This is a genomic window from Actinotalea solisilvae, from assembly GCF_016464425.1.
In the GTDB taxonomy this organism is placed as follows: Bacteria; Actinomycetota; Actinomycetes; order Actinomycetales; family Cellulomonadaceae; genus Actinotalea; species Actinotalea solisilvae.
Genome location: NZ_JADDKQ010000001.1, coordinates 27,440 through 53,045, shown reverse-complemented (window position 1 = coordinate 53,045; position 25,606 = coordinate 27,440). Strand labels below are relative to the sequence as shown.

Annotated in this window: 24 protein-coding genes; 18 read left to right on the top strand and 6 right to left on the bottom strand. The window is 75.5% G+C overall.

Annotated elements, in window-relative coordinates:
* Positions 1-21: 21 nt before the first annotated feature.
* The gene (locus JIG38_RS00245; protein WP_199421503.1) at positions 22-1,830 is read right to left on the bottom strand and encodes a DEAD/DEAH box helicase; all 1,809 of its coding nucleotides are present in this window, start codon (positions 1,828-1,830) and stop codon (positions 22-24) included.
* Between the two features lie 272 nt (positions 1,831-2,102).
* On the bottom strand, positions 2,103-3,644 hold the full coding sequence (locus tag JIG38_RS00240; RefSeq protein ID WP_372419696.1) for an SDR family NAD(P)-dependent oxidoreductase: 1,542 nt from the start codon (positions 3,642-3,644) through the stop codon (positions 2,103-2,105).
* Between the two features lie 627 nt (positions 3,645-4,271).
* Here JIG38_RS00240 and JIG38_RS00235 point away from each other — a divergent pair.
* Both JIG38_RS00235 and JIG38_RS00230 read left to right on the top strand, forming a co-directional pair.
* The gene (locus JIG38_RS00235) at positions 4,272-5,648 is read left to right on the top strand and encodes a DUF6421 family protein (protein WP_372419695.1); all 1,377 of its coding nucleotides are present in this window, start codon (positions 4,272-4,274) and stop codon (positions 5,646-5,648) included.
* 64 nt (positions 5,649-5,712) lie between these two features.
* Positions 5,713-6,771 (top strand): threonine aldolase family protein, encoded by a 1,059-nt coding sequence (locus JIG38_RS00230; protein WP_307844380.1) that lies wholly within the window; start codon positions 5,713-5,715, stop codon positions 6,769-6,771.
* Positions 6,772-6,777: 6 nt separating this feature from the next.
* Here the strand turns inward: JIG38_RS00230 and JIG38_RS00225 are convergent, their stop codons facing one another.
* A complete protein-coding gene (locus JIG38_RS00225; protein WP_307844379.1) occupies positions 6,778-7,842 on the bottom strand; it encodes an App1 family protein phosphatidate phosphatase in 1,065 nt (354 codons plus the stop codon).
* Positions 7,843-7,928: 86 nt separating this feature from the next.
* On the opposite strand from JIG38_RS00225, the gene JIG38_RS00220 reads away from it, so the two are divergent.
* Complete coding sequence (locus JIG38_RS00220; protein WP_199421500.1) at positions 7,929-8,894, top strand: TIGR03885 family FMN-dependent LLM class oxidoreductase; 966 nt, start codon at positions 7,929-7,931, stop codon at positions 8,892-8,894.
* Positions 8,891-10,570, top strand: coding sequence for an alpha-amylase family protein (locus JIG38_RS00215; protein WP_199421499.1), 1,680 nt, complete (start codon positions 8,891-8,893; stop codon positions 10,568-10,570). The genes JIG38_RS00220 and JIG38_RS00215 overlap by 4 nt, the downstream gene beginning before the upstream one ends.
* A 28-nt stretch (positions 10,571-10,598) precedes the next feature.
* Here the strand turns inward: JIG38_RS00215 and JIG38_RS00210 are convergent, their stop codons facing one another.
* Positions 10,599-11,627, bottom strand: a complete 1,029-nt coding sequence (locus JIG38_RS00210) for an LLM class F420-dependent oxidoreductase (protein ID WP_199421498.1) — start codon at positions 11,625-11,627, stop codon at positions 10,599-10,601.
* Entirely contained in the window at positions 11,627-12,238 is a 612-nt protein-coding gene (locus tag JIG38_RS00205) for a DUF4126 domain-containing protein (RefSeq protein WP_199421497.1), read from the bottom strand. Before JIG38_RS00205 ends, JIG38_RS00210 begins: the two co-directional genes overlap by 1 nt.
* Before the next feature lie 92 nt (positions 12,239-12,330).
* On the opposite strand from JIG38_RS00205, the gene JIG38_RS00200 reads away from it, so the two are divergent.
* The 12 genes from JIG38_RS00200 to JIG38_RS00145 all read left to right on the top strand — a co-directional run bounded on the left by JIG38_RS00200 (position 12,331) and on the right by JIG38_RS00145 (position 24,184).
* Positions 12,331-13,761 (top strand): RNB domain-containing ribonuclease, encoded by a 1,431-nt coding sequence (locus JIG38_RS00200; protein ID WP_199421496.1) that lies wholly within the window; start codon positions 12,331-12,333, stop codon positions 13,759-13,761.
* Positions 13,762-13,851: 90 nt separating this feature from the next.
* The gene (locus tag JIG38_RS00195) at positions 13,852-14,472 is read left to right on the top strand and encodes a CDP-alcohol phosphatidyltransferase family protein (RefSeq protein WP_199421495.1); all 621 of its coding nucleotides are present in this window, start codon (positions 13,852-13,854) and stop codon (positions 14,470-14,472) included.
* On the top strand, positions 14,469-15,398 hold the full coding sequence (locus JIG38_RS00190; RefSeq protein ID WP_199421494.1) for a DUF881 domain-containing protein: 930 nt from the start codon (positions 14,469-14,471) through the stop codon (positions 15,396-15,398). The genes JIG38_RS00195 and JIG38_RS00190 overlap by 4 nt, the downstream gene beginning before the upstream one ends.
* On the top strand, positions 15,395-15,727 hold the full coding sequence (locus JIG38_RS00185) for a small basic family protein (protein WP_199421493.1): 333 nt from the start codon (positions 15,395-15,397) through the stop codon (positions 15,725-15,727). The genes JIG38_RS00190 and JIG38_RS00185 overlap by 4 nt, the downstream gene beginning before the upstream one ends.
* 1 nt (position 15,728) lies before the next feature.
* Positions 15,729-16,856 carry a DUF881 domain-containing protein gene (locus JIG38_RS20820; RefSeq protein WP_199421492.1) on the top strand — a complete coding sequence of 376 codons (1,128 nt, stop codon included), beginning with the start codon at positions 15,729-15,731 and terminating at the stop codon, positions 16,854-16,856.
* A 147-nt stretch (positions 16,857-17,003) separates the two neighbouring features.
* On the top strand, positions 17,004-17,486 hold the full coding sequence (locus tag JIG38_RS00175) for an FHA domain-containing protein (RefSeq protein ID WP_199421491.1): 483 nt from the start codon (positions 17,004-17,006) through the stop codon (positions 17,484-17,486).
* On the top strand, positions 17,483-18,265 hold the full coding sequence (ftsR, locus tag JIG38_RS00170) for a transcriptional regulator FtsR (RefSeq protein WP_307844376.1): 783 nt from the start codon (positions 17,483-17,485) through the stop codon (positions 18,263-18,265). The genes JIG38_RS00175 and ftsR overlap by 4 nt, the downstream gene beginning before the upstream one ends.
* A gap of 79 nt (positions 18,266-18,344) precedes the next feature.
* Positions 18,345-18,917 (top strand): bifunctional nuclease family protein, encoded by a 573-nt coding sequence (locus JIG38_RS00165; protein WP_199421490.1) that lies wholly within the window; start codon positions 18,345-18,347, stop codon positions 18,915-18,917.
* 204 nt (positions 18,918-19,121) lie between these two features.
* Positions 19,122-19,703 carry a MerR family transcriptional regulator gene (locus tag JIG38_RS00160; protein WP_199421489.1) on the top strand — a complete coding sequence of 194 codons (582 nt, stop codon included), beginning with the start codon at positions 19,122-19,124 and terminating at the stop codon, positions 19,701-19,703.
* A gap of 134 nt (positions 19,704-19,837) precedes the next feature.
* Entirely contained in the window at positions 19,838-23,236 is a 3,399-nt protein-coding gene (locus JIG38_RS00155; protein WP_199421488.1) for a pyruvate carboxylase, read from the top strand.
* 98 nt (positions 23,237-23,334) lie between these two features.
* Positions 23,335-23,505 (top strand): hypothetical protein, encoded by a 171-nt coding sequence (locus JIG38_RS00150; RefSeq protein WP_199421487.1) that lies wholly within the window; start codon positions 23,335-23,337, stop codon positions 23,503-23,505.
* 85 nt (positions 23,506-23,590) lie between these two features.
* Positions 23,591-24,184 (top strand): hypothetical protein, encoded by a 594-nt coding sequence (locus JIG38_RS00145; protein ID WP_199421486.1) that lies wholly within the window; start codon positions 23,591-23,593, stop codon positions 24,182-24,184.
* Positions 24,185-24,222: 38 nt separating this feature from the next.
* Here JIG38_RS00145 and JIG38_RS00140 read toward each other — a convergent pair whose 3' ends face one another.
* On the bottom strand, positions 24,223-24,498 hold the full coding sequence (locus tag JIG38_RS00140; protein WP_199421485.1) for a hypothetical protein: 276 nt from the start codon (positions 24,496-24,498) through the stop codon (positions 24,223-24,225).
* Positions 24,499-24,576: 78 nt separating this feature from the next.
* Between JIG38_RS00140 and JIG38_RS00135 the strand changes: the two genes are divergently transcribed.
* Together JIG38_RS00135 and JIG38_RS00130 are read left to right on the top strand one after the other, a co-directional pair.
* The gene (locus tag JIG38_RS00135; protein WP_199421484.1) at positions 24,577-25,065 is read left to right on the top strand and encodes a GNAT family N-acetyltransferase; all 489 of its coding nucleotides are present in this window, start codon (positions 24,577-24,579) and stop codon (positions 25,063-25,065) included.
* A 69-nt stretch (positions 25,066-25,134) separates the two neighbouring features.
* The gene (locus tag JIG38_RS00130) at positions 25,135-25,599 is read left to right on the top strand and encodes a GNAT family N-acetyltransferase (protein ID WP_307844375.1); all 465 of its coding nucleotides are present in this window, start codon (positions 25,135-25,137) and stop codon (positions 25,597-25,599) included.
* The last annotated feature ends 7 nt before the right edge of the window (positions 25,600-25,606 follow it).

Below are 25,606 nucleotides of genomic sequence, written 5' to 3'. Positions count from 1 at the left end.
GACGCGGCCGACGCCGACCCGTCAGGGGCGCGGCGCCCGGGCTGCCGGGCGGCGCGCGCCGTCGCGCTTGGGGGCGGGGTGGCGCGTGCCGGGGTGCGCCGTCGCCCGTGCCGCCGAGTGCCCGCGCGGGCCCTCGTCGACGCTGATGCGCAGGGGACGGCCCGCGACGCGGGCGCCACCGATCCGGCGGAACGCCTCGGGCGAGAGCTCGGCGTCGATCTCGACGAGGCTGAAGCTCGCGAAGATGTCGATCTTGCCGAGGTCCTTCCCGCTCAGCCCGCCCTCGCCCGTGAGGGCGCCGACGATGGCCTCCGGGCGCGCGCCGTGCGTGTGGCCGACGGCGACGCGGTAGCGGGTGCCGCGCGTCGGACGCCGCGCCGCCGTGCGGGCGCGCTCCTCGCTGGTGAAGGAGATGCGGCCGTCGTCGTCCGACGCGGCACCGCGGGCGCGCTGCAGCGGCGTCACCTCGACCTCGTCGCTCGGCTGCGGGCCCTCGTCGCCCACGGCGAGCGACGCGAGCACGGCCGCGAGCTCGGCGGCGTCCATCGGGGACGTCGCGAGGAACTCGGCGACCGCCGCGCGGTACATGTCGAGGCGACCCGCCTCGCGGCGGAGGTCCGTGCGCGCGAGCAGCGCCGTGACGCGGTGCGCCGACACGTCAGCCGGCGAGGGGACGGTGATCTCCTCGAGGCGCTGGCGCGTCGTGCGCTCGATCGCCCGCAGGCGGCCCTGCTCGTTGGGCGTGACGAAGGTGAGCGCGGTGCCGGTGCGGCCCGCGCGGCCCGTCCGGCCGATGCGGTGGACGTAGGCCTCGGGCTCGGTGGGCACGTCGAAGTTGACGACGAGGCCGATCCGCTCGACGTCGAGGCCGCGCGCCGCGACGTCGGTCGCGACGAGCACGTCGAGCGTCCCCGCGCGCAGGCGCTCGACGAGCTTCTCGCGGTCCTTCTGCGCGACGTCGCCCGAGATGGTCGCGGCGGAGATCCCGCGCTCGGCGAGCGCGACCCCGACCTCCTCGGCGGCGCCGCGCGTGCGCGTGAAGACGATCGCGGCGTCGGCGTCGGACGTCGCGAGGACCCGCGCGAGCGCACCGATCTTGTGCCGGAAGGGCACGACGGCGAAGGTCTGCCGCACGTTCGCGACCGTCGACGCCTGGCGCGACGTCGCGATCTGCACGGGGTCCTTGAGGTGCTCGTTCGCGACGCGCACGATCGGCGGCGGCATGGTCGCGGAGAACAGGGCGACCTGACGCTGCGCGGGGGCGAAGGAGAAGATCTTCTCGACGTCCTCGGCGAAGCCCATGCGGAGCATCTCGTCCGCCTCGTCGAGGACGAGGAACCGCACGGCGTCGAGGCGCAGGGTGCGCCGCTCGAGGTGGTCGATGACGCGGCCGGGCGTGCCGACGACGATCTGCGCGCCGCGTGCCAGCGCGCGCTGCTGCGGCAGGAAGGGCGAGCCGCCGTAGACCGCGACGACGCTCACTCCCGCCAGGTGCCGGGCGAACGACTCGAGCGCCTCGGCCACCTGCATCGCGAGCTCGCGCGTCGGGGTGAGGACGACCGCCTGGACCTGGCCGAGGCCCGGGTCGACGGCGGCGAGCAGCGGGAGGCCGAAGGCGGCCGTCTTGCCGGTGCCCGTCTGGGCGACACCCGTGATGTCGCGGCCGCCCAGCAGCGCCGGGATGGCGGCCTGCTGGATCGGCGTCGGGCGCGTGAAGCCGAGGTCGAGCACGGCGCGAAGGATCGGCTCGGGGAGCCCCAGGTCGACGAGGTCGAGCTCGCGCTCGGTCGAGGTGGGGGCAGAGGGCAGGGAGGAGGCAGTCGTGGTCACGGTGTCCGCATCGGTCGAGGTGGGCCAGGCGGGGCAGGACCGGGGTCGGTGCTGCCGTGCGTCGCTGTCCCGAACTCTCGATCGGCCGGCCTGCGAGACCGGCTGCACACAGCCGCCGGCGTCCGGCGGTCACACACAGGGAAGGGCGACGTGCTCCTGGGGAATGCCCTCCAGCCTACCGGGCGCCCGCCGGACGCGTCCCGGGAGGCGGGCGTGACGCTCGCCACCCCCGGGACCCGAGGCGGGACAAGGTCTGCGACTGGTGCGCTCGGTCACCAGCCCGCGGGCTTGTAGTCCTTGAGGAACACGCCGTGGACGTCCTCGCCCGCCTCGCCCCGGACGATCGGGTCGTACACGCGCGCGGCGCCGTCGACCAGGTCCAGCGGCGCGTGGAAGCCCTCCTCGGCGAGCCGCACCTTGGTGGGGTGGGGCCGCTCGTCCGTGATCCACCCCGTGTCGACGCTGGTCATGAGGATGCCGTCGCGCAGCAGCTCGGCCGAGCTGGTCCGGGTGAGCATGTTGACGGCGGCCTTGGCCATGTTGGTGTGCGGGTGGCCGGGCCCCTTGTACCCGCGCGAGAAGACGCCCTCCATGGCGGAGACGTTGACCACGTAGGTCCGCCGCGCGGGGGACGCCGCGAGCGACGCGCGCAGGCGGCTGATGAGGATGAAGGGCGCGGTCTCGTTGCAGAGCTGGACCTCGAGCATCTCGAGCGGGTCGACCTGGTCCACGGTCGCGACCCAGCTGTTGGTCTCGTGGAGGTCGGGGAGCAGGCCGCCCGCGTCGATGGCGTCCCCCCGCGCGAGCCGCGCGAGCGAGGTCGAGCCGCCGCGCAGCGCCTCGGCGGTGAGGCGGCCGGCGGCGGAGAGGACGCCCGCGACGTCGTCGTCGTGGTGGGCGACCGCCGTCGTGCCGACCGAGCTGACCAGCGCGGCGGGGTGGGCGTCGCTCGCGTGCTCGAACGTCACGAGGTGGGGGAGCGGGCCGTCGGGCAGCGGGGCGCTCTCGGCCTCGGCGAGCGGGGCGTAGGCACCCGGCGAGCGGCGGACCGTCTGGGCCGCGTTGTTGATGAGCACGTCGAGGGGGCCCGCCGCGGCGACCTCGTCGGCGAGCGCGACGACCTGCGCCGGGTCGCGCAGGTCGATGCCCACGACCGTGAGGCGGTCGAGCCAGTCGGCCGAGTCCGGCATCGACGTGAAGCGGCGCACGGCGTCGCGCGGGAAGCGCGTCGTCACGGTCGTGTGCGCGCCGTCGCGCAGCAGGCGCAGCGCGATGTACATGCCGATCTTCGCGCGGCCCCCGGTGAGGAGCGCGCGCCGGCCGGTGAGGTCCGTGCGGGCGTCCCGCTTGGCGTGGTTGAGCTCGGCGCACGCGGGGCACAGCTGGTGGTAGAAGGCGTCGACCCGGGTGTACAGGTCCTTGCAGATGTAGCACGCGCGGGGACGCAGCAGGTCACCCGCGCTCGCGCCGCGCACGGTCGAGACGAGCGGGAGGCCCGCGGTCTCGTCGTCGATGCGCCGCGGGCTCCCGGTGGCCGTCGCGGCGACGACGGCCGCGTCGGCCGCGCTCACCGTGGCGCGCCGGTCGAGCCGCCGCTGCTTCTTCACGGCCTTGAAGAGCCTCGCGGTCGCGCGGCGCAGCGTGAGCGCGTCGGGGTGGTCCTCGGGCAGGCGCTCGGCCTGCGCGAGCACGTCGAGGCACGCGGCGAGCGCGTCCGGGTCGATGCGGGCGCCGGCGACGTCGGACGCGGCCGCGTCCCCGGGGACGGCGGTGGGCTCGCCCTCGGGGACGTCCGGCGCGACGTCGCGGGGCACGGGCGTGGGCAGGGTGGGGGGCACAGGCGGTCCTCGGTCGGCAGGGGGCGCGCGCTGCGCCCGGAGAACTGTACGCACCGCGCCGGGTCGTTGACCGGGTCCGAGGGCGAACCGTACCGTGCAGTAACTTCCGTCCCACGGTGAAGGAGCCCCATGTCGAGCCCGTCCGCCCAGGTCAGCACCGTCCCCGTGCCGCCGCCGGTGGGCGAGGACCCGGGCGTGGTCGTGCTGGTGCCGGGGGAGGCGGGAGCCGCGGAGCGGCTGGCCGCGCTCCGCCCGGGCACGGGTCTGGTGGTCCTCGGGGCCGGGCCGTGGGACACCGGTGTGACGGAGCTCCTGCGCACGCGCGGCATCGACGTCGTCCCCGCCGAGACGGAGCCGGGCCCGCTCGCGGTCGACCCGTCCGGCCCCGCGGCCCTCACCGACGAGGACCTGGGCGCGCGCGTCAGCGACCTCGAGGGCACCGCCGGCGCCCGGCTGGACGTCCGCGACGGTGCGGCCCCGCTGGTCCGGACGGCGTCGGGCGCGGTGGTCGGGGCGCTCGGCGCGGGTACCGCGGGCCGCGTCGCGGTGGTGGCCGTCGACCTCACGCCCGGCCGGGCCGCGTCCGAGCTGCGCCGCAACCTCGTGGCGTGGTGCACGCCCGCGGTCGCCCCCGACGCGGCGTCCGCCGGCCCCGCCGGCGACGCGGTCGGCCACCCGGCCTGGTCGCGGCTCAAGGACGCCGTCGGGCGCCTCCAGCCGCTCCAGGCGGCCGACGGCTCGGTCCCGGAAGAGGCGGACCGCGCGCCGGCGCGGGACGCGGTCGCCGACGTGCGCGCGGCGGTGGCCGAGCTGCGCCCCCTGTTCCCCCACGACGACGCGTACCTCGCGGCGCTCGACACGGACCTGGCGCGCTGGGCCGACGGCGGCCTCGGCGTGCCCGACTTCCTCGACTCCCTCGTGGCGTTCCAGCCGCAGCGCGACCGGGTCGACGGGCTCCAGCACCTCGTCGTCTTCCCGATGTACACGCAGAACGGCAGCCCGGACCGGCACCTCGAGGCGGTGCTCGTCGAGGTCGTGTGGCCCGACTTCGTCGCCGAGCTCCAGGCCGGCGCGTACTCGAACGCGATGTTCGTCCCCATCCGGTTCGTGGACTTCACGGCGGGGTACGACACCAACTCGGCGGTGCTCTTCCCCGAGACGGTCGCGATGCGCGCGCTGCCCACGTTCACGTGGGGCGCCATCTTCGCGGACCGCGAGGCGGCGCGCTTCCGGCGTGTGGTGCGGGCGGCGGCCGGCACCACACGGCTCGCCCTCCCGCCGGACGCCGCGCGCCTGCTCGACGACCAGCGGCTCGCCGAGGAGACGTTCGTCATGTGGGACCTCATCCACGACCGGACGCACATGCGCGGCGACCTGCCGTTCGACCCGTTCATGATCAAGCAGCGCATGCCGTACTTCCTCTACGCGCTCGAGGAGCTGCGCTGCGACCTCGTGGCGTTCCGCGAGGCCGTCGCGCTCGAGGACACGGTGCCGCACGCGCGGCTCGTCCAGTACGCCGTCGTCTTCGACCGCGTCTTCCGGTTCGCGATCACGGGCAGCCGGGTGCGCAACTACGACGGGCTCGGCGGCCAGCTGCTGTTCGCGTGGCTGCACCAGCACCACGTCCTCCACTGGACGGACAACCGGCTGACGATCGACTGGGAGGCCCTCCCCGAGGCGGTGCTCGCGCTCGGGCGGCAGATCGAGGACCTCTACTGGCGCTCCATCGACCGGCCGAAGATCGCGCACTGGCTCGCGGCGTACGCGCTCGTCTCGGGCACGCTCACGCCCCACCCGGCGTCGACCTGGGCGAAGGGCCCGGACGCGCTGCCGCTCGACGGCCCGCTCAAGGGGCTGACGGACGCGGTGCTGCCGGACGAGTTCCCGCTGTCGATGTTCTACGAGGCCCTGACGCGGCGGATCGGCGACGTCGTCGCCTCGACGGCCGGCATCACGGGCCGCACGCCCACCCAGACCTGAGCCACCCCGCCCCGCCGCCACCGCCGCCCGTCGACCCGCGCGCCGCGATGAGAGGATCCTCCGCGTGACCAGCCCGTACCGCCTGCACGACCCTGCCCGCACCAGCTTCGCGTCCGACAACTACGCGGGCGTCCACCCCGAGGTCCTCGAGGCCCTCGCGGCCGCGAACGGGGGGCACCAGGTCTCCTACGGCGAGGACGTCTACACCGCCCGCCTGCACGAGGTGCTCGCCGAGCAGTTCGGCCGCGAGGTCGCGGTGTTCCCCGTGTTCAACGGCACGGGCGCCAACGTGCTCTCGCTGCAGTCGATGCTCCCGCCGTGGGGCGCCGTCGTGTGCACCGAGAACGCCCACATCCACACCGACGAGAACGGCGCGCCCGAGCGCGTCGCGGGGATCAAGCTCCTCACCGTGCCGACCCCCGACGCCAAGCTCACGCCCGACCTCGTCGACCACCAGGCGTGGGGCTGGGGCGACGAGCACCGCGCGCAGCCGCTCGTCGTGTCGATCACCCAGACCACCGAGCTCGGCACCTGCTACACGCCCGACGAGGTCCGGGCCCTCGCCGACCACGCGCACGCACGCGGCATGCGGCTGCACATGGACGGCGCGCGCCTCGCGAACGCGGCCGCGACGCTGGACGTCCCGCTGCGCGCCTTCACGTCCGACGCGGGCGTCGACGTGCTCTCGTTCGGGGGGACGAAGAACGGCCTGCTCGGGGCGGAGGCCGTTATCGTGCTCGACCCCGGCGCGTCCGAGGGCCTGCCCTACCTGCGCAAGATGAACATGCAGCTCGGGTCGAAGATGCGCTTCCTGTCGGTGCAGCTCCTCGCCCTGCTCGAGGGGGACCTGTGGCTGCGCTCGGCGCGGCACGCGAACGCCATGGCGCTGCGCCTGCGCGACGCCGTCGCGCCCCTGCCCGGGGTGCGCGTCGTCCAGGAGGTCCAGGCCAACGCGGTGTTCGCGGCGCTCCCGGCCGGCGTCGCCGACCGGCTGCGCGCGCGCTTCCGTTTCTACGACTGGGACGCCGCCGCGGGCGAGGTGCGCTGGATGTGCGCGTTCGACACGACCGAGGCCGCCGTCGACGCGTTCGCCGCGGCCCTCGCCGAGGAGCTCAACCGCTGAGAGGGCTCAGAGCACGCCCGCGTCGATGAGGCGCAGGGCGAGCTCGTTGCCGTCCCCGCCGTGCACCACGAGGGGCGACACCGCGCGCTGCGCACCGGCGTCGTCCTCGGCGGGCGCCGGGGTGCCGTGCGCGAGCACCTGCTCGGCGGGCGTCAGCTGGCGGATCGCGACGAGCGAGACGCGGTCCGGGTGCTCGGCGGCGAGGTCGCCGTAGATCTGCGGGTCGTGCTGGCCGTCGTCGCCGACGAGCACCCAGTGGATCTGGGGGAGCTCGGTGAGCAGCCGCCGCAGGGTGTCGCGCTTGTGCTGCTGCCCGCTGCGGAACCAGCCGGTGTTGGTCGGGCCCCAGTCCGTGAGCAGGAGCGGGCCGGCCGGGTAGCCGTGGCGCGCGAGGAAGCGGCGGAGCGCGGGCGCCACGTTCCACGCCCCCGTGGAGAGGTAGAACGTCGGCGCGCCCGGGTTCGCCGCTCCCCAGCGGCGGTAGAGCGCGGCCATGCCCGGCACCACGCGGCGCGCGTTCTCGTGCAGCACCATCGCGTTGTACGCCGCGAGCAGCGGCCGCGGGAGCGCGGTGACCATGACGGTGTCGTCGATGTCGCTCACCATCGCGGTGGTCTGCTCGGGACCGACGACGAGGACCGGCGCCGTGATCGACCGGTCGGCGATGCGCACCTCGATCTGGTGCCAGCCGGGCGGCAGGTCGGACTCGACGACCGCGTCGACGTAGCCGCCGCGGTCCGACCGCAGGGTGTGCGTCCGGCTCCCCGCGCGCACCTCGACCTGCGCGTCCGGCACCTGGGCGGTGACGAACGAGCGCCAGCCCCGCACGGTCCGCTGGCGGGACTCGGCGTCGCGCTCGGTGGCCTCGCCCTCCGTCGTCCCGGGCGGTGCGAGCAGGGTGCGGGCCATGACGCGGACCCATCCCGGGGCGCCGTAGCCGGTGTACGGCTCGACGCGCGGGACCCAGCCGCGGTCGGACAGGCGGGCCGTGAGGAACCGGTTGAAGCGGTCCTCGAGGCGCGCTGCGCGGTGGGGGCGGCTGCTGCTCGCGTTCTGCGTCGGGGTGCTCACGCCTGGAGAGTCTGGCACCGGGCCGCACGGCCCGCAGTCCGGGCCGCCGACGCGCGGGGCCGCGCGCGGGACGGTAGACACGACGCGTGACCACGATCGGATTCCACGCGTCCCACGAGCAGGTGCACCCTGCCGCGCTGCTGCGCGCCGTCCAGCAGGCCGAGCAGGCGGGGTTCGACGCCGCGATGTGCTCGGACCACTTCGCGCCGTGGAGCGCCCGGCAGGGCCACTCGGGCTTCGCGTGGTCCTGGCTGGGCGCCGCGCTGGCGACGACGTCCCTCCGGTTCGGCGTCGTCAACGCGCCCGGCCAGCGCTACCACCCCGCGATCGTCGCGCAGGCGGCCGCCACGCTCGCCGCGATGTTCCCGGGACGGTTCTGGGCGGCGCTCGGCTCGGGGGAGAACGCGAACGAGCACATCACCGGGGACCCGTGGCCCGTCAAGGAGGTCCGCGACGACAGGCTCGTCGAGACCGTGGGCGTCATCCGGCGCCTGCTCGCGGGCGAGGAGGTCACCCACCACGGCCTCGTCACGGTGGACCGCGCGCGCATCTGGACCCTGCCCGAGGAGCCGCCGGCCCTCATCGGCCCGGCCGTGACGGTCGGGACCGCGCGGCGCGCCGCCACCTGGGCGGACGGGCTCATCACCATCAACCAGCCCCACGACGTGCTGCGCGAGATCGTCGACGCCTACCGGTCCGAGGGCGGGCGCGGCCCGCTCGCGCTGCAGGTCCACGTCTCCTGGGCGCCGGACCAGGCGGAGGCCGAGCGCATCGCGTTCGACCAGTGGCGCTCCAACGTCTTCCCGCCGCCCGTGTGCTGGGACCTCGCGACGCCCGAGCACTTCGACGTCGCCTCGTCTCACGTGCGTCCCGAGGACGTCCACCGGGCCGTGCTCGTCTCGTCCGACCTCGGCCAGCAGACCGCGTGGATCGCCGAGCTCGCCGCGATCGGGTTCGACGAGGTCTACCTCCACCACGTCGGCACCGAGCAGGAGGCGTTCGTCGACGCCTTCGGCGAGCGCGTGCTGCCGCAGCTCAGGGCCGCGCGATGAGGATCACCGACACGAGCGACCTGTGGTGGAAGAACGCGGTCATCTACTGCCTCGACGTCGAGACGTACCTCGACTGGGACGGCGACGGGACCGGCGACTTCCAGGGGCTCGCCCAGCGCATCGACCACCTGGCGGAGCTGGGCGTGACGTGCCTGTGGCTCATGCCGTTCTACCCGACCACCGACCGTGACGACGGCTACGACGTCACCGACCTCTACGGCGTCGACCCGCGGCTGGGCACGCCCGGCGACCTGGTCGAGCTGATCCGCACCGCCAAGGACCGCGGCATGCGCGTCATCGCCGACATCGTGGTCAACCACACCTCCGACCAGCACCCGTGGTTCCGCTCCGCACGGTCGAGCACCGACAGCCCGTACCGCGACTTCTACGTCTGGCGCAGCGACCCGCCGCCCGACACGTCGAAGGAGGTCGTCTTCCCGGACCAGGAGCAGAGCATCTGGGAGCTCGACGAGAAGACGGGCGAGTACTACCTGCACCGCTTCTACAAGCACCAGCCCGACCTCAACGTCGCCAACCCGAAGGTGCGCGACGAGATCGCCAAGGTCATGGGCTACTGGCTCGAGCTGGGGCTCGACGGGTTCCGGGTCGACGCCGTGCCGTTCTTCCTCGAGACGATCGGGGCGGGGGACGAGCAGGTCGAGGCGCTCGGCGACCCGCACGACTACCTGCGCTCGCTCCGGTCCTTCCTCGGCCGGCGCAACGGCAGCGGCATCCTGCTCGGCGAGGTCAACCTGCCGCACGAGCAGCAGCGCCTGTTCTTCGGCGAGGGCGACGGGGACGAGCTGACGATGATGTTCGACTTCATCGCGATGCAGACGATGTACCTGTCGCTCGCCCGCCAGGACGCCGGGCCGCTGGTCCAGGCGCTGCTGGACCGCCCCGAGATCCCGGCGGACTGCCAGTGGGCGACGTTCGTGCGCAACCACGACGAGCTGACGCTCGACAAGCTGTCCGAGGACGAGCGTCAGGAGGTGTTCGCGGCGTTCGGTCCCGACCCCGACATGCAGCTCTACGGGCGCGGCCTGCGCCGGAGGCTGCCCCCGATGGTCGACGGGGACCCCCGGCGGGTCCGGCTCGTGTACTCGCTGCTGTTCTCCCTGCCCGGGACCCCGACCCTGTTCTACGGCGAGGAGATCGGGATGGGGGAGAACCTCGAGGTCCCCGGACGGCTCGCGGTGCGGACCCCCATGCAGTGGTCCGACGACGTCAACGGCGGCTTCTCGCCCGCCCGCGCGTCACGTCTGCCCGCAGCGGTGACCGGCGACGGGTACGGCCCGGCGCACGTCAACGTGCGGGCCCAGCGCCGCGACCCCGACTCGCTCCTGAGCTTCATCTCCCTGCTCGTCCGGCGCTACCGCGAGTGCCCCGAGCTCGGCTGGGCGCCGGTGCGGGTCCTCGACCAGCCGCACACGACCGTCGTCGCCCTCCTCAGCGAGGGTGACGTCGGCGCCGTCCTGACGCTGCACAACCTCTCGGCCGACCCCGTGACCGTGCCCGTCCGGCTCGACCGTGAGCGGGCGGGGCACCGCCTCGTCGAGCTGCTGCAGGACGGCGAGCACGAGCTCGACGAGCGTGCGCGCACGGAGGTGCCGCTCGAGGGCTACGGGTACCGCTGGTACCGCCTGCTGGGCCCGGGCAGCCGGCAGCTCGCCTGAGCCGACGGCCGCGGCGGCGGCGACGCCGTCAGGAGAGCAGGTCCGCGACGGCGCGCAGTGCCGCCGCGTCGCCCTGCACCAGGATCGACGTCACGACCGTGTCGTCCCACGCCGCGAGCCGGTCGCGGATCGCGGCCGGGGGCCCGACCAGCGCGATGTCCTGGACGAGCGCGGTCGGGACCGCGGCCGCGGCCTCGGCCCGCCGGCCCTCGGCGAAGAGCGAGGCGACGGTCTCGCACTCCCGCACGTAGCCGAGCCGCTCCACCATGTCGCGGTGGAAGTTCGCGCTCGACGCGCCCATCCCGCCCACGTAGAGCGCGACGAAGGGGCGGACGACGTCGGCGGCGCGCTCGACGTCGTCGTCCACGACGACGGGCACGGTCGCGCTCACCTCGAACGCGTCCGGCGCGGGCAGGTCGGGGGAGCGCCGCGCGAAGCCCTCGGCGAGGGCCTCCCGGTAGAACGCGTCGACGCTCGGGGCGTAGAAGAGCGGCAGCCAGCCGTCGGCGACCTCGGCGGCGAGGGCGACGTTCTTGGGGCCCTCCGCGGCGAGGTGCACCGGCAGGTGCGCCCGCAGCGGGTGCACGGTCGAGCGCAGGGGCCGCCCGAGGCCCGTGCCGCCACGGTGCGGGAGCTGGTAGAACTCGCCGTCGGCCACCACGGGCTCCTCCCGGCGCAGCACCTGGCGCACGACGCCGACGTACTCGCGCGTGCGGGCGAGGGGGCGCGGGTAGGGGGCGCCGTACCAGCCCTCGACGACCTGGGGGCCGGACGCGCCGAGGCCCAGCACGAACCTGCCGCCGCTGAGGTGGTCGAGGGTGAGGGCGGCCATCGCCGCCGCGGTCGGCGTGCGCGCGGAGATCTGGGCGATCGCGGTGCCGAGGCGGATCCGTTCGGTCCGGCTGCCCCACCACGCGAGCGGGGTCAGCGCGTCCGAGCCGTAGGCCTCGGCGGTCCACACGGAGTCGAACCCGAGCCGGTCGGCGGCCACGACGGCCTCGAGCGCACCCGGTGGCGGTCCGGCCGCCCAGTAGCCGACGTGGTAGCCGAAGCGCATCAGGTTCCCTCCAGGGGTGTGACGGCACGCCGGCGGCGGCGCGCGGCGCGGCGCCGGACCACGCGCACGCCGGCCCAGACCAGCAGCGCGAGGCCGACGAGGACGAGCACGGGCACGAGCAGCGCGGCCGCGGTGAGCGCGAGGCTCGTGACGTCCTCCGCCGCGCTCACCACGGGCCCGCCGGCGCCGACGGTCGTCGCGTTGACGACCGGCCGGCCGAGCGCCTTGCCGGTGTGCACGGTGAGCGCGAGCACGACGCCGACCGCGACCGGGACCCAGGACCCCGACGTGAAGAAGGACGCCGGGTCCGTCACGGCCACCGTCTCCGAGCCCGATCCGGCACCGAAGGCGAGCCCGCCCGCGGTCGGACGGATCACGGTCTGGACGACGTCGTTGACGCTGTCGACGCCCGGGATCTTGTCCGCGACGACCTCGAGCACGAGCAGCAGGCCGAGGATGAGCAGGACCCACCCGTCCGACAGCCAGGCCCAGCTCGCGGGGAGCGTCACGAGCGTCGTCCAGCGGTCCAGGGCGCCGAGGACCAGCAGCGGCAGGGCGGCGTTGAGCCCCGAGGCGGTGGCCAGGCCGGCGCCGGTGAGCAGCTCGAGCATGGGAGCAGCATGGCATCGCGGCACGCGTCCCGGCCCGCCGACCGTGCCCCGCGTGCCCGTGCGCCTCGCGCGCGTTTCCGTAGGGTGGTCGCGTGCCCCGACCTCGACGACGTCTCGCGACCCCCGACGGACTGGCGGACGGCTTCGCGGCCGTCCGGCGTGAGCTCGAGGTGCCCGTCGAGTTCGACCCCGCCGCGACGGCCGAGGCGCAGGCCGCGGCCCAGGCGCCGGCGGGCGCCGGGCGAGCCGTCGAGGGGGAGCGGCGGGACCTGCGCGACGTCCCGTTCCGCACGCTCGACCCCGCGGGCTCGACCGACCTCGACCAGGCCATGCACCTCGAGCGCCGGGGCGACGGGTACCGCGTGCGCTACGCGATCGCGGACGTCGCGGCGTTCGTGGTGCCGGGCGGCGCCCTCGACCGCGCGGCCCACGAGCGCGTGCAGACCGTCTACTGCCCCGACACGCGCGTCCCGCTGCACCCGCCGGTGCTCAGCGAGGGAGCCGCGTCGCTCCTCCCCGAGCAGGACCGTCCCGCGGTCGTGTGGACGCTCGACCTCGCCGCCGACGGCGACGTCACCGCGGTCGACGTCGAGCGCGCGACCGTGCGCAGCCGGGTCCAGCTCGACTACGCGTCGGAGCAGGCACGCCTCGAGGCCGGCGTCGACCGCGACGACCCGCTCGCGCTGCTCGTCGAGGTGGGCGAGCGCCGCGCGTCCCTCGAGCGCGCGCGGGGCGGCGTCCAGCTCGGCCTGCCCGAGCAGGAGGTCCGTCGGGGCGAGCAGGGCTGGGAGCTCGTCCGGCGCGCACCGCTGCCGATCGAGGACCACAACGCCCAGATCTCCCTCATGACGGGCATGGCCGCGGCGGCCCTCATGCTCGACGCGGGCGTCGGCGTGCTGCGCACCATGCCCCCGGCCGGCGACGACGCCGTCGCGGCGCTGCGGCGCACGGCGCGCGCGCTCGGGGTGCCGTGGCCGGACGGCGCGTCCTACGGCGACGTGCTGGCGGGCCTGGACCGCGAGCTGCCCGCGTCGGCCGCGTTCCTCGACGCCGCGACCGGCCTCTTCCGTGGCGCGGCCTGGACCCCGTTCCAGGGCGCTCCGCCCGAGGCGCCCGCGCACGGCGCGGTCGGGGCCCCGTACGCGCACGTGACGGCGCCGCTGCGCCGGCTGGTCGACCGCTACGGGCTCGAGGTGAGCCTCGCGGTGCGCGCCGGGCGCCCCGTGCCGGACTGGGTGCTCGAGGCCCTGCCCCGCCTCGGCGAGGAGATGGCCGCGGGCAGCGCGCGCGCCAACGCGGTCGACCGCGCCTGCACCGACCTCGTCGAGGCCGCCCTGCTCGCCCCCCTCGTCGGGACCGAGCACGAGGGTGTCGCGCTCGACGCGCGCACCGTCGCGCTGGCGGACCCGGCGGTCGTCGCCCGGACAGCGGAGGGCGAGCTGCCGGCCGGCGAGCACGTGCGCGTGCGGGTCGTCCGGGCCGACGTCGCGACCCGGTCGGTCGTGCTCGAGCGCGTCACCTGACCGGCCGGTGGCGCCTGCCCCGCGCGGGCGCACGCGCCCCGTAGGATCGCCAGCGGTGACGTCGGCGGGCAGGCAGGGGGCGGTCGGGAAGTGACTGACCTCGGTCGCGCACCGGCGGGGCGGCGGTGGCCCGGGTCGGGCCGCCACGGCGTCGTCACGCTGCCCAACGTCATCAGCGGCGCGCGCCTGCTCCTGGTCCCGGTCTTCGCCGTGCTGCTCGCGCAGGGGCACGACGGCTGGGCCCTCGTCGTGCTCGCCGTCGCGGGTGCGAGCGACTGGCTCGACGGCGTGCTCGCACGCGCCCTGGACCAGTACTCGCGCCTGGGGGAGCTCCTCGACCCGGCCGCCGACCGGCTCTTCATCCTCGTGACCCTCGTCGCCCTCGCGGCGCGCGACGTCGTCCCCGGCTGGCTCGTGGCGGCGGTGATCGGGCGCGACGTGCTGCTCGCCGTCGTCCTGCTCGTGCTCGTCGTGCGGGGGATCGGCCCGCTGCCCGTCCACTTCGTCGGCAAGGCGGGGACGTTCGCGCTCCTCTACGCCTTCCCGCTGCTGCTCCTCGCGCAGACCCACGGCGCCGTCGGGGTCGTGGCCGGCGTCGCCGGCTGGGCGTTCGCCTGGTGGGGCATGGGCCTGTACTGGCTCGCCGCGGGCGTCTACCTGCGCCAGGCGTGGCAGGAGCTGCGACGGGACCGGGGCGTGGTGACGCCGTGAGCGGGACCCGACGCAAGCCGCGCGTCGCGCAGCGTCCCGACGCGTCGATGAGCCTGCTCAACGACGTCATGTACCGGCCCGTCGACGCGGGCTACGCCGAGGCCGCGGCGCGGCCCGCGGCGCCGACGACGCCCGGCCGGAGCGCCGGGCGCTCGGTCGTCCACCTCGCGGTCGCGCTCGCGCTGGGCCTCGTGACGGCGGTCGCCGTCGTGCAGCTGCGCACGCCCGAGCCGGGCGGGACGGGCGCGCGCGCGCTCCTGCAGGAGCAGATCGCGGCACGCACCGCGGAGGCCGACGCGCTCGCGGAGGCCAACGCCGAGCTCGCGGCCGAGGTGGCGCAGCGCCAGAGCGAGGCGCTCGCGTCCGCGGACCCCGAGCTCTTCGCCGAGCTGGCCGAGCTCGAGGTGCTCAGCGGGACGACGCCGCTGCGCGGGGACGGGCTCGTGCTCGAGCTGAGCGACGCCCCGGTCGAGGACCCCGACGACATCGACCCCCGGCGCCGCGTGCAGGACATCGACCTCCAGATCGTCACCAACGGGCTGTGGGCCGCCGGCGCCGAGGGCATCGCGATCAACGGCCAGCGCCTCACCGGGCAGAGCGCGATCCGCAGCGTCGGGCCTGCCGTCCTGGTCGACCTCGTGCCCCTCGTCTCGCCCTACCGGGTCGAGGTCGTCGGCGACGCGCAGGCGGTGCAGACGGCGTTCGCCCGGACCACGGCCGCCAACCACCTCACGACGCTGACCGGCACGTTCGAGATCGGGATGTCGCTGCGCGCCACCGAGGTCGAGCTCCCGGGCGGGACGCCGGCGCCGCTGCGCCATGCGACGGTGCCGGGTGCCGATGTGGCACAGTCTGGGGCGACCGGAGCCGGGTCGGGCTCCGGGTCGGCGGACGAGACGACGACCAGCGAGGGAGGGACGCCGTGATCGCGGTGATCGGCCTCATCATCGGGGCGGTCGTGGGCCTCGTCCTCGAGCCGACCGTGCCGACGGTGCTCCAGCCGTACCTGCCGATCGCGGTGGTCGCCGCGCTGGACGCCCTGTTCGGCGGCCTGCGCGCGCTGCTCGACGGCAACTTCAACGACCGGGTGTTCCTCGTCTCCTTCCTGTCGAACGTCGTGGTCGCCGCGCTCATCGTGTTCCTGGGCGACCAGCTCGGCGTCGGCACGCAGCTCTCGACCGCCGTCGTCGTCGTGCTCGGCATCCGGATCTTCTCGAACGCCGCGGCGATCCGCCGCCACCTGTTCAAGGCGTGACGTGACGGCCGAGCACCGCGCCCCGGACGACCCCGCGGACCCGCAGGCCGGGGGCGTCGGCCCGCGCGAGCCCCACGTGGACGAGCCGGCTGAGGTCGCTGCGGACCACGTCGACCCCGCCCGCGACGAGCCCGCGGACGTCGAGCCGAGCGCCACTGACCGTGCCGAGGAGGCGCCCGCCGAGACTGCGCCGACCGAGGAGGCGCCCACTGAGGCTGCGCCCACGGAGGAGGCGCCCACGGAGGCTGCGCCGGCCGAGGCCGAGGCCGTGGACCCTGGGCCCACCGACGCGCCCACCGTGGCCGCGCCGCAGGAGAGCGCGCGCGCCGCCGCCCCGCCCGGCGACGACGCAGCCGCGCCCGTGACGCCGCCGGTCCCGGTCGCCCCGGGGACGTCGTCGGTGTCCCGGTCGTGGCGGACCATCGCGCGGGCCCTCGCGCCGCGCGCGACGCGCGCCCAGGTCCTCGCCGGCCTCCTGTGCGCGCTCCTCGGCTTCGCGTTCGTGGTCCAGGTCCAGCAGAACCGCAGCGACGGCCTGTCCTCGCTGCGCCAGGACGAGCTCGTGCGGATCCTCGACGAGGTCACGCAGCGCACCGAGGAGCTCGAGGACCAGGCCGCCGAGCTCCGCGCGCAGCGGGCCGAGCTCGCGACGGGCTCCGACACCCGGCGCGCGGCGCGCGAGGCCGCCACCGAGCGCGCCGCGCAGCAGGGGATCCTCGCGGGTCGGCTGCCCGCGCAGGGTCCGGGCGTCGTGCTCACCGTGCGGGACCCGGACCGCCGGGTCCCCGCGCTCGTGCTCTACAACGTGCTCGAGGAGCTCCGGAACGCGGGCGCCGAGGCCGTGCAGGTCAACGACCTGCGCGTCACCGCCTCGACCTACGTCGTGGACACCGCCGACGGGGTGTCGGTGGACGGCACGCTCCTCGAGCCGCCCTACCGGTGGGTCGCGATCGGCGACCCGGACGTCATCATCCCCGCGCTCAACATGCCCGGCGGAGCGCTCGCCGTCGTCCGCGGCTCCGACGGCTCGAGCGAGGTCGAGGCGCGCGACCTGGTCGAGGTCACGGCGGTCCGGGACGTCGAGCCCCCGCGGTTCGCGACGCCCGCGCCGGCGACGGACGCCGGGTGAGGTCTGGGCCGACGACTGCCGTCCGCCGGCCGCGGGCCGCCCGCGCGGCGGCCGTGGGCCGGACGAGGGACTGCGGAGGGACGCCGCCTGTGCATAGGGTGTCCTCGACGAGGACGGGGCCGTGACCGCCGGGGCGAAGGAGTGACGATGACCGAACGCGACGCGTCGGAGCCGCAGTGGGCGTCGGCCGACACCACGATGAGCTTCGGCGAGGGCGTCATCGGCTCCGTCGACGTGGACGCGCCGAGCACGGGGCTCACGGCCGAGGAGCACACCGCGGTCGCCGCGCTGCCGCCGACGTCGGCCCTCCTCATCATGCAGCGCGGCCCCAGCGCCGGCGCGCGCTTCCTGCTCGACGCGGACCGGACGGTCGCCGGGCGCAGCCCGAACGCGGACATCTTCCTCGACGACGTCACGGTCTCGCGCAAGCACGTCGAGTTCGTGCGGGAGCGGGACGGCTTCGTCGTGCGCGACGTCGGCTCGCTCAACGGGACGTACGTCAACCGGACGCGGATCGAGCAGGCGCTGCTCCGCGCGGGTGACGAGGTCCAGATCGGCAAGTTCCGCATGACGTTCCACCCGAGCCCGGCGCGCGCCGGCCACGCGGGCTCGCCGGGCCCGGCGCAGTGACACCCGCTCCTCGCCGCACCGAGGAGCGCGAGCGCGCCGAGCAGGCGCCCCCGACGTCGCGCCCGCACCTCGTCGAGCGCTGGCCGCACGGCGTGTCGACCGAGCCGACGATGCGGATCTCCGACGTCCTGGCCGACCTGGGCGGGGACTTCCCGACGCTCACGCCGTCCAAGCTGCGCTTCCTCGAGGAGCAGGGCCTCGTGGAGCCGCGCCGCACCGCGGGCGGCTACCGGCAGTACAGCCCGGCCGACGTCGAGCGCGTCCGGTACGTGCTGCGCCAGCAGCGCGACCGCTACCTGCCGCTCAAGGTCATCGGCGAGCAGCTCGCGGCCCTCGACGCCGGGCAGGACGACGAGCCGCTCACCCCCCGCCTCGCCGCCTCGGGCGGCGAGCGCACGGCCACCGGCGGCGCGGGCCGCGCCACGACGGCCTCGCTGGCCGCGGAGACCGGCGTCGACCCCTCGCTCGTCGAGCAGCTCGTCGAGGCGGGGGTGCTGACCGTGAGCGCGTCCGGCCGGCTCGACGCGTACGCGCGCGAGGTGGTCCAGCTCGCGGCCGCCCTCGCGGAGCACGGCGTCGAGCCGCGGCACCTGCGCGCGTTCCGGCTCGCGGCCGACCGCCAGGTGTCGGTCGTCGAGCAGATCGTCGCGCCCCTGCGGGGCCAGCGCGCGGTCGCCGCGCAGGCGCACGCCGCGTCCGTCGCGGCCGAGGTGGGCGAGCTCTGCGGTCGCCTGCACACGACGCTCGTGCGCTCGGGCGTCTCGGGCCTCACGCCCTGACGGTCGGCTCGCGCGCCGGGTGCTCGACCCGCTGCCCGACCAGGTGCCAGGGGGCGGCCGCGCGACGTAGCGTGGCTCCATGCGAGAGGACCTGGTGCCCGTGGAGGTCCTCGGGGTGCGGCGGCAGGCCCCGTTGGACCAGGTGGTCGTCCTGCTGCTCGACCTGCGCGGCCGGCGTCTGCTGCCGATCGTCGTCGGGGTGACCGAGGGCTCGGCGATCGCCACGGCGCAGCAGGGGGTCGTGCCGCCCCGGCCCATGACGCACGACCTGCTCGCCTCGGTCATCCAGGAGTGCTCGGCGGGCCTGGACCGGGTGGAGATCGTCGCGCTGCTCGACGGCGTGTTCCACGCCGAGCTCGTGCTGGCCGACGAGAGCCGGGTGGACTCGCGCGCGTCCGACGCGATCGCCGTGGCCGTCCGCGTCGGCTGCCCCGTGCTGTGCGCTCCCGAGATCCTCGACGAGTCGGGCCTCGAGGTCGAGGAGCACACGGCCGAGGACGAGGTCGAGGAGTTCCGCGCGTTCCTCGACACGGTCAGCGCCGACGACTTCGTGACCGGCCCCGAGGCGGCCCAGGCGGGCGGCGGTCCGGGCGTCCCGGACGAGGGTCCGGAGGACGCGGGGGAGGACGACGACGCCGGGCGACGGGCGTGAGCGGACGCGGCGGAACCGCACGTCGGGGGGCCTGTCTCAACCTGAGGTCGAAGGTGAGACACGCGTGAGGGACACGCCGCGGCGCGTCGCGGCCCGCGTCGTTGACGGGCCCACCCCCCGGGCCTAGCGTGACGTGTGGACATCCTGTGGAGCGCCGCCCTGGGGCGCTGGGACGGACCAGCAGGATGACGGAGGGAGCGACCCGTGAGCGGCACCGGAGACACGGCCGAGGAGGCCGTCGGCGTCCCCCAACGAGCGCAGGGCCTCCTCTTCGGCGACGAGCTGCCCGACCTGGACACGACGACGGGCTACCGCGGGCCGACGGCCTGCCGCGCGGCCGGCATCACGTACCGCCAGCTCGACTACTGGGCCCGCACGGGCCTCGTCGAGCCGACGATCCGTCCCGCGAGCGGGTCGGGCACCCAGCGCCTCTACAGCTTCCGCGACATCCTCGTGCTCAAGGTCGTCAAGCGCCTCCTCGACACGGGCGTCTCGCTCCAGCAGATCCGCACCGCCGTCGGCCACCTGCGTGAGCGCGGGGTCGAGGACCTCGCCCAGATCACGCTCATGAGCGACGGTGCGAGCGTCTACGAGTGCACGTCCGCCGACGAGGTCATCGACCTGGTCCAGGGCGGCCAGGGCGTCTTCGGCATCGCCGTCGGCCGCGTGTGGCGCGAGGTCGAGGGCACCCTCGCCTCCCTGCCCACGGAGCGCGCGGGCGACGACCTGCCCACGTCGAGCGAGGACGAGCTCGCCCAGCGCCGCCGCGCGCGCAACGCCGGCTGAGGCCCTCCGGCTGCCTCCACCCGCCGCCCGGCTCCTCGGGCCGCCCTGCCCGGCGTCCGTCTCCCGGACGCCGGGCGTCCGCGCGTCGGTTGCCGCTACGGTGCTGCTGCCCCCTGCTACGTCTGAGGTGAGTCGTGTTCTCCAAGGTCCTCGTCGCCAACCGCGCTGAGATCGCCGTCCGCGGCTTCCGTGCGGCCTACGAGCTCGGTGCCCGCACGGTCGCGGTGTTCCCGTACGAGGACCGCAGCTCCGAGCACCGCCTCAAGGCCGACGAGGCCTATCCCATCGGCACGCCGGGGCACCCGGTGCGCGCCTACCTCGACGTCGCGGAGATCATCCGCGTCGCCCGGGAGTCGGGCGCCGACGCCGTCTACCCGGGCTACGGCTTCCTGTCCGAGAACCCCGACCTCGCGCGCGCCTGCGCCGCGGCCGGCATCGCGTTCGTCGGTCCGCCGGCCGAGGTGCTCGAGATGGCGGGCAACAAGGTCACGGCGCTGCGCGCGGCGAAGGCGGCCGGCATCCCGACGCTCGCGTCCTCCGAGCCGTCGTCCGACCCCGAGGCGCTCGTCGCGGCCGCCGACGAGATCGGGTTCCCCGTCTTCGTCAAGGCCGTGGCGGGCGGTGGCGGCCGGGGCATGCGCCGCGTCGACACGCCCGCGGAGCTGCCCGAGGCCCTGGCCGCGGCGATGCGCGAGGCGGACAGCGCGTTCGGCGACCCGACGGTGTTCCTCGAGCAGGCGGTCCTGCGCCCGCGCCACATCGAGGTGCAGATCCTCGCCGACGCGACGGGCGAGGTGGTCCACCTCTTCGAGCGTGACTGCTCGCTCCAGCGCCGCCACCAGAAGGTCATCGAGATCGCGCCCGCGCCGAACCTCGACCCCGCGCTGCGCGACGCCCTGTGCCGTGACGCGGTCGCCTTCGCGCGCAGCATCGGCTACGTCAACGCGGGGACGGTGGAGTTCCTCGTCGACACGGCGGGCGAGCGCGCGGGCCAGCACGTGTTCATCGAGATGAACCCGCGCATCCAGGTCGAGCACACGGTGACCGAGGAGGTCACGGACATCGACCTCGTGCAGTCGCAGCTGCGCATCGCGGCGGGGGAGACCCTGGCGGACCTCGGCATCAGCCAGGAGACGGTCCGCGTCAACGGCGCCGCGATCCAGACCCGCATCACGACGGAGGACCCCGCCAACGGGTTCCGCCCGGACACGGGCCGGATCATCGCCTACCGCTCGCCGGGCGGCGCGGGCGTGCGCCTCGACGGGGCGACGGCGTCCGCGGGCGCCGAGGTCAGCGGGCACTTCGACTCGATGCTCGTCAAGCTCACGTGCCGCGGTCGCGACTACCCGACCGCGGTGCGCCGCGCCCGGCGCGCGCTGGCCGAGTTCCGGATCCGCGGCATCCGGACGAACATCCCCTTCCTCCAGGCCGTGCTGGCCGACCCCGAGTTCGTCGCGGGGGACCTGTCGACGTCGTTCATCGACGAGCGGCCCGAGCTGCTCGTGGCCAAGGAGAGCGCCGACCGCGGCACGCGCCTGCTCGCCTACCTCGGCGACGTCACGGTGAACCGGCCCCACGGCCGGCCGGCCCACGTGCTCGAGCCCCAGCGCAAGCTGCCCGCCGTCGACCTCACCGCGCCGGCGCCCGCGGGCAGCCGGCAGCGGCTGCTCGAGCTCGGCCCCGAGGGCTTCGCGAGCGCGCTCCGCGCGCAGACGGCGGTCGCGGTGACCGACACGACGTTCCGCGACGCGCACCAGTCCCTGCTCGCGACCCGGGTGCGCACGTACGACCTGGTGACCGCCGCGCCGTACGTCGCGCGCTCGACGCCCGGGCTGCTGAGCGTCGAGGCCTGGGGCGGCGCGACGTACGACGTCGCGCTGCGCTTCCTCGGGGAGGACCCGTGGGACCGCCTGGCGGCGCTGCGCGAGACGCTGCCCAACGTCGCCCTGCAGATGCTGCTGCGCGGCCGCAACACGGTCGGCTACACGCCGTACCCGACCGAGGTCACCGCGGCGTTCGTGCGCGAGGCGACCGCGACCGGCATCGACATCTTCCGGATCTTCGACGCGCTCAACGACGTCGAGCAGATGCGGCCCGCGATCGAGGCCGTGCGCGAGGTCGGGACGTCGGTCGCCGAGGTCGCCCTGTGCTACACGGGCAACCTCCTCGACCCGCGCGAGGACCTCTACACGCTCGACTACTACCTGCACCTCGCCGACCGGATCGTCGAGGCCGGCGCGCACGTGCTGGCGATCAAGGACATGGCGGGGCTGCTGCGGCCCGCGGCCGCGCACCGCCTCGTGACGGCCCTGCGCGAGCGGTTCGACCTGCCTGTGCACCTGCACACGCACGACACGGCGGGCGGCCAGCTCGCGACGCTCCTCGCGGCCGTCGACGCCGGCGTCGACGCGGTCGACGCGGCGAGCGCCGCCATGGCCGGCACCACGAGCCAGCCGTCGCTCTCGGCACTCGTCGCCGCGCTCGAGCACACGGAGCGCGACACGGGCCTGAGCCTGCGCGCCGTGTGCGACCTCGAGCCGTACTGGGAGGCGGTGCGCCGCATCTACGCGCCGTTCGAGTCGGGGCTGCCCGGGCCGACGGGGCGCGTCTACGACCACGAGATCCCCGGCGGGCAGCTGTCCAACCTGCGTCAGCAGGCGATCGCGCTCGGGCTGGGGGACCGGTTCGAGCAGATCGAGGCGATGTACGCCGCCGCGGACCGCCTGCTCGGCCGGCTGGTCAAGGTCACGCCGTCGAGCAAGGTGGTCGGCGACCTCGCCCTGCACCTCGTCGCGCGGGGCGCGGACCCCGCGCACTTCGCGGAGGCGCCCGAGGAGTTCGACATCCCCGACTCGGTCATCGGGTTCCTCGGCGGCGAGCTGGGCGACCCGCCGGGCGGGTGGCCCGAGCCGTTCCGCACCAAGGCGCTCCAGGGCCGCAGCCCGCGCCGGGGCGTGACGCCGCTGACGGACCAGGACCGCCGCGACCTGGCGGCCGACTCTGCGACGCGTCGCAACCGGCTCAACCACCTGCTGTTCCCCGGGCCGACGAAGGACCTCGAGCAGTTCCGGACGACCTACGGGGACGTGAGCGTGCTCGACACGGCGCGCTACCTCTACGGCATGCGACCCGCCACGGAGGTCGAGGTCCAGCTGGGCCGCGGCGTGCGGCTGCTCGTGGGCATGGAGGCCGTGGGCGAGCCGGACGAGCGGGGCATGCGCACGGTGATGTTCACGCTCAACGGTCAGCTGCGCCCCCTGCAGGTGCGGGACCGCGGCGTGGAGGTCGACCAGGCGGTCGCCGAGAAGGCCGACCCGGGCACGCCCGGGCAGGTCGCGGCGCCGTTCGCCGGCGCCGTGACGCCCCTCGTCCACGAGGGCCAGAAGGTCGAGGCCGGCCAGTCCGTCGCGACGATCGAGGCCATGAAGATGGAGGCCGCGATCACGACGCCGATCGGCGGCACCGTCCAGCGGGTCGCCATCGGCGGCGTGCAGCAGCTCGAGGGCGGCGACCTGGTGATGGTCATCGCCTGACGCGCGCGGCGTCGGGTCCCAGCGCCGGACCGCACCGGCGGGGTGCCCGCGCGGGCGGAGCCGCGTAGGTTGGGCGTCTCGACCCGGAGGAGGCGCACGTGCTCGAGCAGCCGATCACACCCGACCCGCACGGCCACGTGGGGCCCGACGTCGAGGTCCCACACCTCGAGGCGGACGAGACGGTGCCGCCCCGGCCCGAGGAGGAGATCGCCGACGTCGCGCGCCAGGCGCCGCGGCGCGCTCCCGGCGCGCTCGAGCCCGAGCGCTAGCGCGCCGCCCCTGGGGGACGGGTTCACCAGGGCGCGACGTCAAGGCCTGCTTGACGAGACTCGCGCGTCAAGCTACCGTTGACGCATGCCCTTGGACATCGGCGCCAGCCCGTCGCTCCGCGACCATCTCGCGGCCGCGCTCGACGCCGCGGAGCCCGGGCTCGCCGCCCGGCTCGCGGACGACCCGGCCGCCCATCTCGACCTCGTCGCCCTGGCGCGGGACGCCCGCGGGGAGACGGACGTCCTCCTGGCCGCCGCCGTCGCGTCCGCGCGCGCCGCCGGCTGCACGTGGGAGCAGGTCGGGGGAGTGCTCGGCATGACGAAGCAGGCCGCCCAGCAGCGGTACGGCCGTCGGGACGAGCTGAGCGTCCCGGTGCCGCCGTCGGACGGGCCGCGCACCATGACCCTCGCGCCGCTCAGCGCCGTCAACGAGATGCGCGTGCTCGACCGGGCGGGCCGGCACGGCTGGCACTCCGTCGGCTACGGGGCGCTGTTCCACGTCGTCGAGCGCTCCGACGTGCAGTGGGAGCACGCCCGCACCGGCATCCTGTCGCGCCCGCGCGGCGACGGCTGGGAGCGCGTCGGTGGCGGCTGGGTGCTGTGGTCGTACTGGGCGCGCCCGACGTCGGCCCCGGCGCTCCCGGGCCCGGACGACGTCCTGGAGCTCCTCGCGCCCTGACCCGGGGGCGCCCAGGGGACCGGCCGGCTGCGCCGCGGTCAGCCCTGCGGCGGAGCAGACGTGTCGGGGTCCTGCGCGGCCTGGTGGGCGCGGTACGCGCGGCGCAGCGAGACGAGACCCGTGAGGACGACGCCCGCGCCGACCGCGATCATCACGGCGTTGAGCCAGATGCCGCCGCCACCCGTGTACGCGGCCACCTGGTAGGCGATGACGACGCCGCCGACGACGACCATGAGGGCGGGGGACCACCACCACCGGGTGTCGAGGGCCGGCCGGCCGGTCCACGTCGTGCGGTCGTCGTCGGGCGTCGTCATGGCACCAGGGTCCCACGGGCCCGTGAGCCACCGGTGTGCCGTCCGGTCCGGCGGCGCTCCCGCGGCCATCATGGCCCGATGACGACGATCGACCGGCTGGACGAGGACGCCTGGGAGCGCCTGGCGCCGCTGAGGCTCGAGGCGCTGCGCACCGACCAGGACGCGTTCGGGTCGAGCCTCGCGCGCGAGGAGGGCTTCCGCGAGATGCACTGGCGCATGCGCCTGCGGTCGAGCGCGTGGTTCGTCGCGGCGCAGGACGGCGCCGACGTCGGCCTCGCGTGCGTCATCCAGGAGCCGGGCGCGCAGGAGGACGAGCGGCACCTCGTGTCGTTCTGGGTCCGGCCGGACGCACGTCGGCGCGGCGCCGGGCGTGCCCTGCTCGACGAGGCGGCGCGGTGGGCGGCGGCGGACGGCGGGGCGCGCCTGACGCTCTGGCTCGTGCGCGGCAACGACGGCGCCGCCGCGGTCTACCGTACCGCGGGCTTCGCGCCGACGGGGGAGACCATGGCGCTCCCGCGCGACCCGTCGCGCACGGAGGAACGCTGGGCGCGCGGGCTCGCGCGCTGACGCGGCGACGTCGTCCGCGACCTGGGCACGGCTCCCGGTGGGAGCTGCCGCGCCGGTAGCGTCCCGCGCGTGGACGACCTCCTCATCACCGTCGACGACCCGCGCGGGCCCGCGGTGCGGCCGCTGCTCGAGCGCCACCTCGCGCTGATGTTCGAGCAGAGCGCACCCGAGGACGTCCACGCGCTCGACGTCGACGGGCTCGCGGACCCCGCCGTGACGTTCTACGTGGTGCGACGGGCGGGCGACGTCCTCGCGGTGGGAGCGCTGAAGCGGCTCACGGCCGAGCACGTCGAGCTCAAGTCGATGCACACGGCGGCCGAGGCCCGTGGCCAGGGCATCGCCCGGACGCTCCTCGCGCACCTGCTCGACGCGGCGCGCAAGGCCGGGTTCCGCCGGATCAGCCTCGAGACCGGCACGCAGGACGGGTTCGCCGCGGCCCGGACCCTCTACGCGCGGGCGGGCTTCGTCGAGTGCGGCCCGTTCGGCGACTACGCGCCGAGCCCTGCGAGCACGTTCCTCACGCGCGGGCTCTGAGCGGTCC